This is a genomic window from Rhodovulum sp. 12E13, from assembly GCF_003340565.1.
Classification (GTDB): domain Bacteria; phylum Pseudomonadota; class Alphaproteobacteria; order Rhodobacterales; family Rhodobacteraceae; genus HLUCCA09.
Window position 1 is genome coordinate 1 of the sequence record NZ_QPLK01000042.1, and the last position, 14,921, is coordinate 14,921.

The following is a 14,921-nucleotide window of genomic DNA, read 5'->3' on the forward strand; positions in this document are numbered from 1 at the left end:
TCGACCGAACGGCCCACGGGCCGTCCGCCACGCTCCGGCGCAGCGGCCGCGCGCGGCTGCTCGGCGAGGGGTGGGATGCGGCCGGCACCCGCGTCGCCACGCTGATGGAGACGCCCGAGCCCTACGCTCTGACGGCCCGCACGGCCCTGGCGATCGCCCGGCGCGTCGCCGCCGGCGAGGCCCCGGCCGGTTACCACACCCCGGCCACCGCCTTCGGCCCCGACCTCGCGCTCGACTTCGCCGGCGTCCGCCGGACCGACCTCTGACGGGACAAGCCCGGGGCAGGGCTGCGCCGACGCGGCCAACGCCAAAATGCCTTCCATGAACCGCGCAACACCCTTCGCGATGGGCGGACACCGGACCTTCTTCGCGCCCCCTATCCGATTTGATCACCAATCGCGAAGCTGACGTTCAAATCATACAACGATCCAGGGCCTTTCGGTGAGAAGCGAGCCGCGCAAGAGAAGAAAGAGGCCGTTCTCAATCTCTGCGCGCAGCTGCGATGGCATCCACCGGCCGCTGTGCCCGCGCCGGAGCTTGTCGATGTAAAAGGCCAAAGCGCGGCTGGAGTACGGGGTTCTCCGCATCGGCGTCTTCATGACCGCCGAGGCGTGGACGCGCGCGCCACGTGTCGGGGTGAACACGACGTAGCCGATCACACGCGAAGGGCACGGCACCCGGGAGCCGCACATCCGGTGCCAGGCGCGCGATGCGGCGTCCAATGCATGCGCGATTGGGTCCGGTAGTGCCTGATCGCGCGCCGCTCGAAGGGGCGAGGCGCGCGAGTAGCGGCGCGCCGATGAGGCGCATGGGGTGCTGCCTGCGCGTGGGACGACCCCGCGCGTCTCTTCGCGGGAGCGCCCCTCTCGGCGCCTCAGCCGTCGGGGCTCGGTCCGCCGTCGCTCCGGCCGCACAGCCGGGCATGGACGTGCCGCGTCCGGCCGGCCCCTGGTAACGCGACCGTGTCGCCGGCGACCGGGGCACCGTCCGCCGTGATCTCAACCGCCCCGGTGCCCAGTCCATCGGGATCCTCGATCGTCACCTCGATCGTCCCTGTGGCGAGGCGCAAGGTGGCCCGGGCGCCGCCCCAGCCCGGCGGCAGGGCGGGGCGCAGGCGCAGCCGCCCCTGCCGCAGCTCGAGACCGAGGAGCCCCTCGACGGCCAGTCGCCATGTCCAGGCCGCCGCGCCGGTGTACCATGTCCAGCCGGCGCGACCCTCGAAGGGCGGTGCGCCGCCGACATCGCCCGGCACCACGTAGGGCTCGGCGCGGTAATGCGCGGCGGCGATTTCCGTATCGGTCCGCCGGATCGGGTCGACCAGGTCGAAGATTTCGTGCGCGGCGTCCCCCCGACCGATCCTTGCGAAGGCGAGGCCGAGCCACGCCGCGGCATGGGTGTACTGACCGCCGTTCTCGCGGATGCCCGGCGGGTAGGCGCGGATGTAGCCCGGGTCGCGCGGCGTTCGGTCGAAGGGCGGCGAGAGGAGCTTCACCAGGCGCCGCTCCCGGTCCACGAGATGCGCAGCCGCGGTGGCGAGCGCGGTCTCTGCCCGCCCGCGGTCGGGCGCGCCGGCGAGCGCCGCCCAGGCCTGCGAGATGCTGTCGATGCGGCACTCCGTGTTGCGGGCCGACCCCCAGGGCACGCCGGAATCGTCGAAGGCGCGCAGGTAGCGGTCGCCCTCCCACCCCGCGCGCTCCGCGGCGGCCAGCGCCGCCCCGGCGCGCGCGCGCCAGTGCCCGGCGAGGTCCGCCGCGCCGCGCAGTTCGGCGAGGTCGGCGAATCCGCGCGCGCAATCGGCGACGAACCAGGCGAGCCAGATGCTCTCGCCCCGGCCCGCGCGGCCCACCCTGTCCATCCCGTCGTTCCAGTCGCCGGCGCCGATCAGCGGCAGCCCGTGCGCACCCGCCGTGGCGCCGCGCTCCATCGCCCGCCGGCAATGCTCGAGGAGATCCGCGACCTCGCCCGCGGGAAAGGCGGCGTATCGGTCCTCCTCGGTTTCGGCCAGCGGCGGGGCGGACAGGAAGGGCACGCGCTCGTCGAGGACCGCCGCGTCGCCGGTGGCGATCACGTAGCGATGGGTGGCGTGGACGAGCCAGAGCATGTCGTCGGAGCAGCGGGTGCGCACGCCGCGGCCCGCGGGCGGATGCCACCAGTGCAGCACGTCGCCCTCCTCGAACTGGTGCGCGGCGCAGGCCAGCAGGTGCGCGCGCAGGCGTCCGGGCTCCGACCAGACCATCGCCATCATGTCCTGCAGCTGGTCGCGGAACCCGATCCCGCCCGAGGCCTGCGAGAAGCCCGCCCGCGCGAAGATGCGCGACGCGGTGGCCTGCGTGACGAGCCAGCGGTTGACCATGAGATCGAGGGCAGGGTCGGGCGTGGCCACCTGCACGGCGCCGAGCCGCCGCTCCCACGACCGGGCGTTCGCCGTCTCGGCCGCGGCGAAGCCCTCCGGCGTGGCATGCGCCGCGAGGGCGGCGAGTTCCGCCCGGTCGCCCGCGTCGCCGAGGGCGAACACGACCTCCTCGGTCGCGCCGGGGGCGAGATCGACATGCACCTGCCAGGCGGCGCAGGCATCGCGCACCGCCTCGATCTCGCCGTCGAGCGCCCAGCGGCGCAGCCCCTCCGGCGCGCGGGGCGTGCCGCTGCCGAGGAAGCTGGCGCGGTCGCAGGTCAGGCAATGCGGCGGGCGGCTCGCGGCGAGGAAGGCGATGCGCCCGGCGAAGTCCGGCCCCCACCCGTTGCGGGCGATCAGCGCCCGGGCCTCTCCCTCCCAGCCGCAGCGCACCCACGGCCGCGCCGCGCTCGGCAGCGCGCCGAGCACCCACTCGGCGACGTAGGTCGCCGTGAGCCGCCGCGCCCGCGGGCCCGGATTGTGCAGCCGCAAGCGGACGAGCTTGACCCGCGCCTCCGGCGGCACGACGACGGCGAGGCCCTGTTCGAGCCCCTCGCTCGCGCGGCGCCACTCGGTCCGCCCCGGGGCGTGCGTCACGGTGCAGGCGGTCGCGTCGCCCGCGGGCAGCGGCGTCGGCGTCCAGATCGCCGCACTCTCCTCGTCGCGCAGGTAGAGCGCCTCGCCCTGCGCGTCGGTCACCGCATCGTTCGACCAGGGCGTGAGGCGGTGCTCGCCCGCGTTCCCGCTCCAGGTGAACCCGAGCCCGGCCTCGGAGACGATGGTGCCGAAATCGGGATTGGCGAGCACGTTGCACCAGGGCGCGGGTGTCGTCCGCCCGCCGGCAAGGTGGATCGCGTAGTCTCCCTCGGGCGTGAACCCTCCGGTCCCGTTGTCGAAGGCCAGATCCGCGGGCCGCGCCATCTCGGGCAAGGGGTCGGGCGGCGCACCGCCGGGGGCGAAGAGCGGCAGGGGCGGTCGGCCGGCGGGCGCGGCCGCCGCGGCGTCGGCGAGGGAATCCGCCGCGCCGTCGAGCGTGATCCGCGCGAAGGCCTCCAGCGCGCGAGCCTGGGCGAGGGCGATCCGGTCCGCCCCGTGCAGGTGAATGCCGCCGCGGCCGCCCAGCCCCTCGACCATGCCTGACGCGGCCAGCGCGTCGCGCAGGCGGTCCTCGAGGGGCGCCTCGTAGCCGGTGGCCGACAGGCGCAGCACGACGAGATCGGTTGTCAGCCCGCTGCGCCGCAACCAGCGATGCGCACGGACCGCGACCGGCAGGAGGGGGGCGTGCTCGGGGTCGTCCACCCGCAGAACCGCGACGGGCAGGTCGCCCGAGATGCCGAGCCCCCAGAGGTCCGGCTGGCCCGGCTGTTCGCCCTCGGTGGACGCGCCCGGTTTGGCCGGCGGCAGCACGAGCCGCGCGGCGAGGGCCTGCGCCCCCTCGATCTCGGTCTGGCCGAGCCCCATCCGGGCCGCCTCGAGCGCGGCAGTGCGCGCGGCGTCCTCCATCGCCCAGTCGAGCGCCGGCCGGCCGGCATGGCGCGCGGCGATCTCGGTCACGGTCTCGCGCGACCCGCCTGCGGCGCAGAGCACGGCGAGTTCCGCCCGCTGGCCCGGCCGCAGCCGCACCTGTGCGCGCAACGCCACCATGGGGTCGAGCGGGAACCGCGTGACGCCCTGCAGCACGCGGCCCAGTGCCGCCGGTCGCCATGCATCGCCGTGTCGCCCGAGCACGATGTGCCGGTCGGTCTCCGCGCCCTGCAGCGTCACCGCGGGATCCCCGGCGGAGAGCGTGACAAGCAGAACCGGCGGCTCGTCCTCCGGGCGGCGGGGGCGGCGGCTGAAGAGCACGCCGCCGGCCTCCTCGCGGGCCTCGACGAAGAGCTTCGAGAAGGCGGGATGGCGCTCGTGCGCGGAGAAGGGCGCGAGAACGATCTCGGCGGTGAAGGTCACCTCGATCTCCCGCTCGCCCGCGCCGTCGTTGACGAGGGTCAGGCGGCGGATCTCCACGTCGTCGGCGGCCGAGACCGCGATCTCCTGGGTCGCGCCGAGCCCGGCACGGCGGACATGCAGCGTCGCCCGCTCGGCCCGGAACGTCGCCTCGCCCCCCTCGCCGGGCGAGAAGTCCCACGCCTCGCCCGTGGCCGGGTCGCGCAGGTTGATCCGTCCGCCGGCGGCGCCGTGGGCGAGGTCGGGGCTCCAGCCGGTCAGGGCCTGGCCGTGCCACCACAGGGTGCTGCGCCCGTCCTCGCGCAGCCAGGCCGACAGGCGGCCATTGCCCACCGGGTGCAGCTGCGGCCCGGGTGGCGCCGGCCACGCCCCGAGCGCGGGCGGGGCGGGCCGCGCCTCGATCCGCGGGGTCTCGCCGATCCCGGGCAGCTTCTCGGGCACGTATTCCCAGGGCATGCGCTCGTGCAGCAGCAGGTCGACTGCGGTGATCCGCGGATCGCGGCCGACGCGGCGCACGAGCGCGTCGCCCGTCAGGGCGTTGCCGATGGCGGCAAGCAGCATGCCCTGGTGGTGCGCCATGAAGGTGCGCACCGGGCTCGGCCCCGCCCCCTCGGCCGTCGTGGTGAAGTCGAGCGCGTCGTAGAGGCCGTAGCGCCCCGCCATGTCCAGGCCAGCCAGGCGGCGCAGGTTGCGCAGGGCCGCGCGGGGCCGCACCGCAAGGGCCAGCGCGCTGGCATAGGGCGCCACCACGTAATCCTCGCCGAGGCCGTGGCGCAGCCCCAGCCCGGGCACGCCGAAGGCGCGGTACTGGTAGCGCCCGGCGGCGTCGCGCGCGGCGAAGGCCGCCTCGGAGACGCCCCACGGCGCGCCGAGCCGTGCGCCGTGCCGCCGCTGGATCTCCACCGCCGCGGCCTCGCTCTGGCCGATGAGCTCGCCGGCCTCGCTGCGGATCAAGAGCCGCGGCATCAGGTACTCGAACATCGACCCGTTCCAGGACAGCGCCGTGAGGTGCCCGCCGCTCCGAGCCAGCGGCCGCCCGAGATGGACCCAGTGCTCTGCAGGCACGTCGCCCTTCGCGATGGCGACGTAGCTGGCCAGCCGCGCCTCGGAGGCGAGCAGGTCGTAGCGGTGTTCGTCGATCCGCTCGACCGACAGGTTGTAGCCGATGAAGAAGGTCCGGGTCTCGGCGTCGTAGAGAAAGCCGAACTCCATCGCGTCGGCCTCCGCTCCGGCCCTTGTCGCGGCATCCCTCAGCCGGTTGCGGAGCGCGCGTCTCTCCTCGTCGCCCGCATCGAGAGCGCGGCCGACCGCCGCCACCCAGTCCGCAGGGGCGTCGGACGAAGCCAGCATGGCGCGCGCCTCGTCCGCGGCCGTGTCGCACCGGACGAGCGGCGTGTCGGGGGCGAGCGTCGCGGCCAGACGGCCGGCAAGGGCCTCGGCGCCCGGCGGGGGCGCGTCGAGCAGGGCCATCCACGGGCAGAGCACCGCGAGGTCCCTCTCGAACCGCAGCAGATGATGCCGGCCGCGCTCCAGCCAGAGGTGCAGCTCGTGCGGGTCGACCTCGGGCGCCGCGTCGAGAAGGGCGGGCAGCGCGTCGGCCGCCACGCGCATGGGGTCGTGGCGCAGCGACTGCACGCCGCGCGCCCACTCAGCGGGGCGGTCCTTCAGCCGGCGCGCCTCGGCGGTCGCGGCCTCGAGCGCGGCGCGCATCCGGTCTGCCGCCGGGCCCGACAGCGGCGCCACCGCCTCGTGCAGAAGGCCGATCGTGTCGGCGAAGCCGTCCCACAGCGCGGGGGCGAGGGGCGGCCCGTCGGCGGCCTCGAGGCAGCCCTGGCGCAAGGCGATCAGCGACATTGCCAGGTTGCCGCTGTCCACGGTGGAGACGTAGCGCGGCTCCAGCGGCTCCAGCGTCTCGGTGTCGATCCAGTTGAGAACGTGCCCGCGGTGCCGCTCGAGCCGCGCGAGCGAGTCGAGCGCGTTGGCGATCCGCGCAGCGGCGTCGGGCAGCCCCGCATGGCCCAGATCGTGGGCGGTGAGCGTGGAGAGCAGCTGCATGCCGATATTGGTGGGCGAGGTGCGGCGCGCGAGTTCGACATGCGGTGGCGCCTGCCAGTTGTCGGGGGCAAGCCAGTGCTCTTCGGGGCCGGCGAAGGTCTCGAAGTAGAGCCAGGTGCGGCGGGCCAGCCGACGCAGCCACGCCCGGTCAGCCGCGCCGAGGGTCTCGACGGGCGGGGCGGGCGTGCGGCCGATGCGCCGCGCGATCTCCGGCGAGGCGGCCCAGAGCAGCAGGAGCGGCGCCGCGCCGGGCAGCGCGGCGGGCGCGAGCGCGACGAGCGCCGCCGCGAGGCCCGCGGCCAGCACCGTCGCCCCGCCGAGGGAGCGCCAGGCATGGGCGGCCGTGTCCTCGCCCGCGGCGGCCACTTCGGCCGCGGTGGTCCATTCCAGGAGCCGGCGGCGCGAGACGGCGAGCCGCCACAGCGTCCGGGCGATGGCGTCGAGCGCGAGCATCGCCTCGTGCGCCATGAACACCACCGCGAGCGCCCATCGGCCGACATGGTCGAGCGCCTGCCGGCGCCGGTCGAAGACGGCACCCCGCCGCTTGCCGCGGAACAGGCCGGAGACGGCATCGGTCACGATGTAGCTGCCGGGCGCCGCGGCCACGAGGAGCGTCCAGACCGGGGCCGCCTCGGGCAGCAGCAGCCACGCCACGAGGGCCAGCAGGACGAGCGAGGGCGCGATCAGGCTGCGCCGCAGGTTGTCGACGATCTTCCACCGGTCGAGCGCCGTGAGCGGATTGGGCAGGCGTCGGCCGCTCCGTGCGGGCACGCGCGGCCGCAGCCACGGCAGGAGCTGCCAGTCGCCCCGGATCCAGCGGTGCTGCCGGCGGGCCCAGTCGGCGTAGCGCCGCGGGAACCCCTCGTAGACCACGATGTCGGTGGCCAGCGCGGCGCGCCCGTGCAGCCCTTCGAAGAGGTCGTGGCTGACCAGCGCGTTCTCGGGGACGCGGCCGGCGAGGCAGTCGCGGAAAGCGGCGGGGTCGATCCCGCCCTTGCCCGTGAAGATGCCCTCGCCGAAGAGGTCCATGTAGACGTCGGACACGGCGCGGCTGTAGATGTCGAGCGCGGTGTCGCCGGTATAGAGGCGGGCGAAGCGCGAGGCGGCCCCGGCCTCGGGCGAGATCTCGATCCGCGGCTGGATGATTGCATGCCCCTCCACGACGCGGCCGGTGTCCGGGTGGTGCTCGGGGCGGTTGAGCGGATGCGCCATGGCGCCGATCAGGCGCAGGAGGGCGCCGGGCGGCGCCACGGTATCGGCGTCGAGGGTCACCACATGGCGGATGGCGCGCAGGCTCTCGACATCGCCGGCGCGGACCGGGAAGGCCGCGGGATCGCCGGATTGCACGTAGTCGAGGAACTCCTCGATCTTGCCGCGCTTGCGCTCCCATCCCATCCACACACCCTCCGCCGGCGCCCAGCGCCGCCGCCGATGCAGCAGCGCGAAGGCCGCGCCGGGGTGGCGGTCGTTCAGCGCCGCGATCCCGCGGGTCAGGGCGCCTTCGATGCCGTCGTCGCCGTCCGTCCGCTCCTGCGCGGCATCGGCGAGGTCGGTGAGCAGCACGTAGCGCAGGCGTGGGTCGGGATTGGTCAGCCGGTGCCGCTCGAGGGCCGACAGCAGGGGCGCGACCTCTCCCGCCGCGCGCAGGATCACCGGCACGATCACGGCGCCCTCGTGGCCCTCGGGCAGGCCCTCCCTGAAATCCATCTTGGGCAGGACGCGCTGCGGCAGGAGACGCGCGACGAGCCAGTTCGTGACCGTCACCGCCACGATCGACGCCGGAACGACCAGGAGCAGCGCGAGCGCGATCCACGCCGAGGGGCCGGCTCCGAGAGCCCAGACCAGGCCGAGCGGCGGCGCCAGGGCGAGCGCGCCGACCCCGACCAGCGCGCCCGCATAGGCCCGGCCGGGACGGGCCAGCACCGCGCGGCGCAGCCGGGCCTCGCGCTTGGGCCGGTAGCCGAGGGCGCGCTCGAGGGTGGCGCGGCCACCGCCGACCAGCCACCAGCCGGCATGGGAGCGGCGCGGATCGCCGGCATGGGCGGCGGCGTGCCGCACGGCCGCCTCTGCGACCGCGGTCTCCGGCCGGCCCGAGCCGGCGGCGAGGTCCTCGACCGCGTTGCGGTAGCTGTCGCGCGTCTCGAATTCCATCGCGTCGTGCAGGCCGTCGGGGGCGGCGCGCAGGATGGCCTCGACGCGGCTCGCCTGCTCGACGACGTCCTGCCAGCGGATGCGGGAGATCGCGGCGAGCGCCACGATCGCCCGCGAGACGGCCTCGGTCTCGTCGTGCCAGCCTTCGTGGCCGCCCGGACGGGCCGGCGGAAACGGCGCCTCGAGGCCGGGGACCAGGCCGGAGAAGGCGCGCACCACCGTCTCGACGCAGAGCAGCCGCAGCATCGCCGGGAACGCCCAGAGCTCGCCGAGCGTCAGGTCGGCGTGCTCCTGGTAGGCGGCGAGATAGGCCTGCGCCGTGTCGGCAGAGGGCTGGACGTGGCAGGCGGCGAGGTAGCCTTCGCCAACGAACAGGATCCGTGGCATCCGGCCGTGCTCAGCGGCGGCGAGGCGGGGAAGCGTCGCCCAGAAGGCGGCCGGCAAATCCGCTTCGACCTGCCGGACCGCGCGCCGGATCTGGTACTCGTTGTCGAACAGCCATTCCGCCGCCTTCGACACTTCGGCGGGCGGCGTGGCGCAGAGCGTGCGGGCCCGATCGAGCCAGTCGCGCACCGTCCCGCTCCGAGCCCAGACCGGTGCGGCGTGCGGCGGCCCGGCTTCTGCTGCGTGCCGCGTGGCATGGAGCGCCGCCGCCGCGGCGATCGGCGCGCGGGGCGGGTCATCGACGCGCGCCCCGACTGCCGCGCCGGGGATCACGCAACCCCGCGGGCGGGCCTCCGCGACCGGGGCACCCGCGCGCGGGTCTGCTCCGGCGTGCGGCCGACCCGGCCGCGCACCATGAGCACGGGCACGCTGCAGGCCGACAGCAGGTAGTCGGCCGTGCTGCCGATCGACAGGTCCGTGGTGCGGCCGCTGCCCCGCGCCGCGATGACGAGGAGGCCCGCACCCTCCTCTGCCACGGCGCGCGCGATCATCTCGCGCGGGTCTCCCCCCTCGACGAGGCGCAGCCGGCTGCCGACGGCCCCCTCCCCGTCCGGCATCACGGGCCGGATCAGCTCGAGGCGCTGGCGGGCCACCCGCGCATTGCGCTCCCGCAGCCGCGCGCGAAGCGCGGTGTCCTCGGGGTCGGGCGGACCTTCGAAGGCAAGGGTCGGATCGGAGAGCGCGTGCAGGAGAACGAGATCGGCGTGCCGCACCCCGGCGATCCGGCGGGCGACGCACAGCGCGGCCTGCGAATGCGGAGACCCGTCGACGGCCACCAGCACGCTCCGGCCCGGCGCGGCCCCAGGGCGCGGGCGGGAGGGCACGACCATCACCGAGCCCTCCACCGCCATCGCCACCGCCCGCGCGATGCCGCCGAGCCGGGGCCGCCCGGGGGGCCGGCTGCGCCCGCGTCCAAGAACGACGAGATCGGCCCCGGCCTCGGCGATGGCATGCAGCAGCGCCGGCACGGGAAGCCCCGAAAGCACGTCGATGGCGAGGTCGGGCACGGCCTCGGCCAGACCGGGGGGCAGACCCTCGGCCCGGCCCTCGAGGTCGCGGGCCGCGGCGCGGCGCGCGATGTCCCAGTCGACCGGGTCGGCGACGACGCCCTCGCCGCCAGACCCCGGCAGCACCCGTGCCAGATGGAGCGCCGCGCCGGAATCCGAGGCGATCTCGGCCGCGGCCTCTGCCACGCCGTCTGCCGCGGCCACGTCCTTGATGCAGGCGAAGACCCGGCCGAACGGCCGGGTGTCGAGGCCGGGCAGTCGCGGCACGCCCAGCGTGTCGCGCGCACGGAGTCCGGTCCGCATCGCTCCCCCCATGTGCCGAATCGTGCGTCTGTGTATCTCGGGGAGGCGCGGCGCGAATTGACGACTCGCAAGACAACGCGGCCCGCGCCGTTATCCGGGCCGTTTCCGCTTGCCGCGCGACATGCGCGCGACGGGCGCAGCGCCGCCGGCGGCCACACCGTCCGGCCGGCGCCGGCCTCGCCGCAGCCATCGGCCCTCGCATGCCTCCGACGGTCGGGAACGACGCAGCCGGCCCTTGCCGCGCCCGCGAACCGTGTCCACCGTCCGTGTCAAGCGGGTGCAGGCAGGCCCGCCCCCGTGGCGCGCGCGGCTCCTGACCCGAGGCGCGGCAGCGCGGGCGGAGCCGAGGAGGTCGGCCCATCCCTGTCCCGCCACGGCACCATCGTCATCATGACCGGCATCGCGCCTCGTTGCGCAGTCACGAGCGCCGTGACGGCGGGCCTGCGAGGGCCGCTCTCACACGCCGCATCCCGACCGGGGCGAGATTTTCCGCACGCGACCGGGATGGGAACGGCCGGCAGCTCCGTATGCAGACCGAAATCTCGAGGACGGCCCGAATGAGTTCACCTCTGCCGATCGACGCGACAACCCTTCTGACGGCCGGCGATCCCGCGCCCAGCTTCATTCAGCGAAGCGTCACGAACCCGCGCTACGCCTTCGACAGCGCGGCGGGGAGATACCTTGTGCTCTGTTTCTACGGCAGCGCCGGCGACCCCCATGCGCAGGCGGCGCTCGATGCCGCCCATGACCGGCCCGACATATTCGACGACGATCGGGCCTGCTTCTTCGGCGTGAGCGTCGACCCGGAGGACGAGGCCGCGGGCCGCGTGACGAACCGCATCCCCGGCTATCGCCACTTCTGGGATTTCGACCTGACCGCGTCGCGGCGCTACGGTGTCGCGGGCAAGGAGGCGGACCCCGCCGGCGGGCCGGTCGCGTTGGCCCGGCAGTGGGTCGTTATCGACCCCACGATGCGCGTGATTACAGCGATCCCCTTCCGCAAGGACCGGAGCGACCTGGCCGAGGTGATGCGCCTTCTGGACGATCTGCCCCCGCCCGCGCAGTTCGCAGGGACAGAGATCATGGCCCCGATCCTCTTCCTGCCGCGCGTTTTCGAGCCCGAGCTCTGCCGCCACCTGATCGGGCTCTACGAGGCGCAGGGGGGCCGCGAGAGCGGCTTCATGCGCGAGATCGGCGGCAAGACGGTGGGCGTCACCGATCCGGGCTTCAAGCGGCGCAAGGACTACGACATCGAGGATCGCGACCTGATTTCCGCCCTTCAGGAGCGCTTCCTGCGCCGGGTGGTGCCCGAGATCGCCAAGGTCCACCAGTTCAGGGTCACGCGGATGGAGCGCTACATCGTCTCCTGCTACGCGGCCGAGGATGGCGGGCATTTCTCGGCCCATCGCGACAACACGACGAAGGGCACCGCACATCGCCGGTTCGCCGTGTCCGTGAACCTCAACGACGATTTCGACGGCGGCGAGGTGAGCTTTCCCGAATACGGGCCGCGCAGCTTCAAGGCCCCGCCGGGCGGCGCCGTCGTTTTCTCCTGCTCGCTTCTCCACAAGGTGAGCCGCGTGACCCGCGGCCGGCGCTACGCCTTCCTGCCGTTTCTCTACGACGATGCTGCGGCGCGCCTGCGCGAGGAGAACGCGCGGTACGTGGGCGAGACCGGATCGTCGTATCGTTCGGGAGCTCAGGCCCCGGCGGAGAGATCGGCATGACCTGCGCCCGAAAGGAGACGTGAGCCGCCATGGCCCGTGACGACCTCGACATCGTCGGACAGCTGGAGGCCCTTCGCCGCTATGCGCGCGTGCTGACGCGCGACGCCGAGGCGGCCGACGACCTCGTGCAGGCGACCTTCGTGCGCGCGCAGGAGCGGCGCGCGACGTTCCGCGACGGCGCCGACGTGCGGGTCTGGCTGATGGCGATCCTGCACAATCTGTTCATCGACACCCGGCGCAGCGCGCAGGCAGCGCAAGCGCGTGAACGGGCCTGGGCGGAGACGCGGCCGGCCTTCGTGGAGGCGTCCGGCGAGATGGCGGCGCGGCTGGCACAACTGCGCGCCGCGTTCCTGTCGCTCGGGCCCGAGCAGCGCGAAGCCCTGCACCTGGTGGCCGTGGAAGGGCTGGGGCCGGCCGAGGCGGCGGAGGTCCTGGGCGTGCCCGTGGGCACGGTGATGTCGCGCGTCGGCCGGGCGCGCGCCGCGCTCCGGGCCTTCGAGGACGGTCAGGGCGACGCGGGCCCGGCGAAGCCCTTCAGGATCGTGGGAGGACGCGATGAGCGACAGGACTGAGTCCGACCCAGAGATCGAGGCAGACCTTCTGGTGCTTCTCGAGGGGCGCCTGGACCCCGACCGCACCCTCGCCGTTGCCGATTACCTCAAAGAGAGGCCGGAGCGGACGGCGGACCTGCTGGCCGATGCAGGGAACAGCGCGGCGCTGCGCATAGCGCTGTCGCCCGTGGACGATCCCGCCCCGGAGCGGCTCGTGGCCGAGGCGCGCCGCCTGCAGGACCGCCTGCGCGGACAGCGGCTGCTGCGCCGCGTCGCTCCCTTTGCGGCCGCCGTCGTCCTGTTCGCGGCCGGCTGGTCGGGCCACGTCGCATGGCAGGCCGCCGGGCCGGCGGGCGCGCCGCCGCTGGTCGAGGCGGCCCTCGACGCGCAGGCCGCGCTGGACCTGCGGCACTGGATGGTGTCGCAGCCCGAAAGCGCGGAGTTGAACGCACAGGAGATCGTCGCCGCGCTCGGCATCGACCTGCCGCCCCTGCCGGAGGACTGGACGGTCCGCGACGTACAGATCGTCGCCACCCCCGACCGCCCTGCCGTGGCCATCGCGGTCGATGCCCCGGATCTCGGGCGGCTCCTGCTCATGGCCGTCGCGCGGAGCCCCGAGGATGCCGAGGATCCGCCGACGGCCTTCGAGTATCAGGGACGCACCATCGCGCTCTTCGAGCGCGGGCGATCGTCCTTCGTTCTCGTGGACGAGTCGGGACATCCCGAGCAGCTGGCGCTCGGCGCCGACAGGCTGCTGTCTCGTGGCAACTGAGTGGGCTCGCTGTCACCGATAAACGAATGCCCGGAACGACCAGGACAACACGCAGCGGCATCCGCATCGCCGCCGAAACCCGCGAAGAAGGATAGGATGTCACCGCCAACACGACCGAGCGACACCGACAAGGCTGGCAATCCGCGGGCGGTTTCCAAGGCCGCGCGCCCCGGAAAACCGCTTCCGGGCCTGCCGATACGCGGCAGGTTGCGCCATTCCAACGTCTCGATCTGGCTCCTCGCCGTCTGCATCGCGATCGCACTGATCCTGCGGACGACCACGGCAGCCGAGTCGCAGGAGCACCTGCACGCCTGGCTACCGGAGGCGCTCGCACTTCCGGAGGATGTCGAGGTGCTGGCCGACCGCCAGATCGGGTCGACCATCCGGATGCTCACGCTCCGGACCTCGGCGGACGTCGGCGATCTGCTGATCGAATGGGAAGACGCCCTGCGTGCGGGCGGCTATGCCGTGGCGCGCGGACGCGACGACCCGCTCGACGGCGTCATTGAATTCAGCGGCACCAACATCGCGAATGCCAAGATCGTCGCCGTCTACCGCAGCAGCGACGATCGAAGCCTGATCGAGATCGACGCCACTCTCCGCTGACGCCTGCCGCCTCTGGGCGATAACCAATGCGCCAAGCCTGCGCCCGGGCTACACCTTGCCCGTGACCATCCGCGCCGTCACGAAAATCCCGCTCCGGGTCCGAGCATGTTTCTGGAGACCCTTCTCGTCCTGCTTCTGATCGGTGTGAACGGCCTACTCGCGATGTCCGAACTGGCGGTCGTCTCGTCGCGGCCGGTGCGGCTGAGGTCCTGCGCCGAGCGTGGGGACCGGGGCGCCGAGATCGCGCTTCGGCTGGCCGAAGACCCGGGAAACTTCCTGTCGACCGTCCAGATCGGCATCACGCTGGTGGGCGTTCTCGCCGGCGCCTTCTCGGGCGCGACCATCGGCCTGCGGCTGGCCGAGGTGCTGCCGGAATTCGGCATTCCGGCGGCCGCGGCGAACGAGGTCGGGGTCGGGCTCGTGGTCGTCGGGATAACCTATCTGTCGCTGATCGTCGGCGAGCTCGTGCCGAAGCAGATCGCCTTGGCAGCTCCGGAACGCGTGGCGAGCGCTGTCGCACCGGCGATGCTTCTGCTGTCCCGCGTCGCGGCGCCCTTGGTCTGGCTGCTCGACCGGTCGGGTGCCCTCGTCCTGCGCCTCATTGGCCATTCGGGAAAACGCGACCCGGCCGTCAGCGACGAGGACATCCGCACGCTGCTGTCCGAGGCGGCCGGCGCCGGCGTGATCCACCGCGCCGAGAAGGAGCTGATCGGCGGCGTCATGCGGTTCTCCGACCGCCGCGCAAGGGGTCTGATGACGCCCCGCCATGCCGTCGAGACCGCCCGCGTCGGCGAAACGCGCGCTGAAATCCTGGAGCGTTTCAAGGCGTCCGGCCACTCGTCTAACAGGCCGCTGAAAAAGGCCGCCTCGACACGGGTTTGAGGACATGATTCACCCTTTCCGGGTCACGAGGGGGGCGGTCATGCGCGGGACAGACGAGGCGAGCGGGTCGCTGTTCAGCTATGTGGA

8 protein-coding genes are annotated in these 14,921 nt (G+C 73.9%); 6 read left to right on the forward strand and 2 right to left on the reverse strand.

Annotated features, from left to right (window positions below):
- A partial coding sequence (locus tag DLJ49_RS21920; RefSeq protein WP_199533452.1) for a saccharopine dehydrogenase family protein occupies window positions 1–266 on the forward strand: 266 nt, incomplete at its 5' end.
- Between the two features lie 608 nt (window positions 267–874).
- Here DLJ49_RS21920 and DLJ49_RS19475 read toward each other — a convergent pair.
- A complete protein-coding gene (locus DLJ49_RS19475) occupies window positions 875–9,115 on the reverse strand; it encodes a GH36-type glycosyl hydrolase domain-containing protein (protein WP_147277357.1) in 8,241 nt (2,746 codons plus the stop codon).
- Window positions 9,116–9,255: 140 nt separating this feature from the next.
- Complete coding sequence (locus DLJ49_RS19480; protein ID WP_158547522.1) at window positions 9,256–10,296, reverse strand: universal stress protein; 1,041 nt, start codon at window positions 10,294–10,296, stop codon at window positions 9,256–9,258.
- Window positions 10,297–10,853: 557 nt separating this feature from the next.
- Here DLJ49_RS19480 and DLJ49_RS19485 point away from each other — a divergent pair.
- From DLJ49_RS19485 to DLJ49_RS19505, 5 genes are all read left to right on the forward strand, one after another.
- Window positions 10,854–12,023: a 2OG-Fe(II) oxygenase gene (locus DLJ49_RS19485; protein ID WP_115395193.1), complete on the forward strand. Its 1,170-nt coding sequence runs from the start codon at window positions 10,854–10,856 to the stop codon at window positions 12,021–12,023.
- A 29-nt stretch (window positions 12,024–12,052) separates the two neighbouring features.
- A complete protein-coding gene (locus DLJ49_RS19490; RefSeq protein WP_115395194.1) occupies window positions 12,053–12,595 on the forward strand; it encodes a sigma-70 family RNA polymerase sigma factor in 543 nt (180 codons plus the stop codon).
- Complete coding sequence (locus tag DLJ49_RS19495) at window positions 12,579–13,346, forward strand: anti-sigma factor (protein ID WP_115395195.1); 768 nt, start codon at window positions 12,579–12,581, stop codon at window positions 13,344–13,346. The genes DLJ49_RS19490 and DLJ49_RS19495 overlap by 17 nt, the downstream gene beginning before the upstream one ends.
- A 96-nt stretch (window positions 13,347–13,442) precedes the next feature.
- On the forward strand, window positions 13,443–13,952 hold the full coding sequence (locus tag DLJ49_RS19500) for a hypothetical protein (protein ID WP_147277358.1): 510 nt from the start codon (window positions 13,443–13,445) through the stop codon (window positions 13,950–13,952).
- A gap of 105 nt (window positions 13,953–14,057) precedes the next feature.
- Window positions 14,058–14,834: a hemolysin family protein gene (locus DLJ49_RS19505; protein ID WP_115395197.1), complete on the forward strand. Its 777-nt coding sequence runs from the start codon at window positions 14,058–14,060 to the stop codon at window positions 14,832–14,834.
- Window positions 14,835–14,921: the final 87 nt, after the last annotated feature.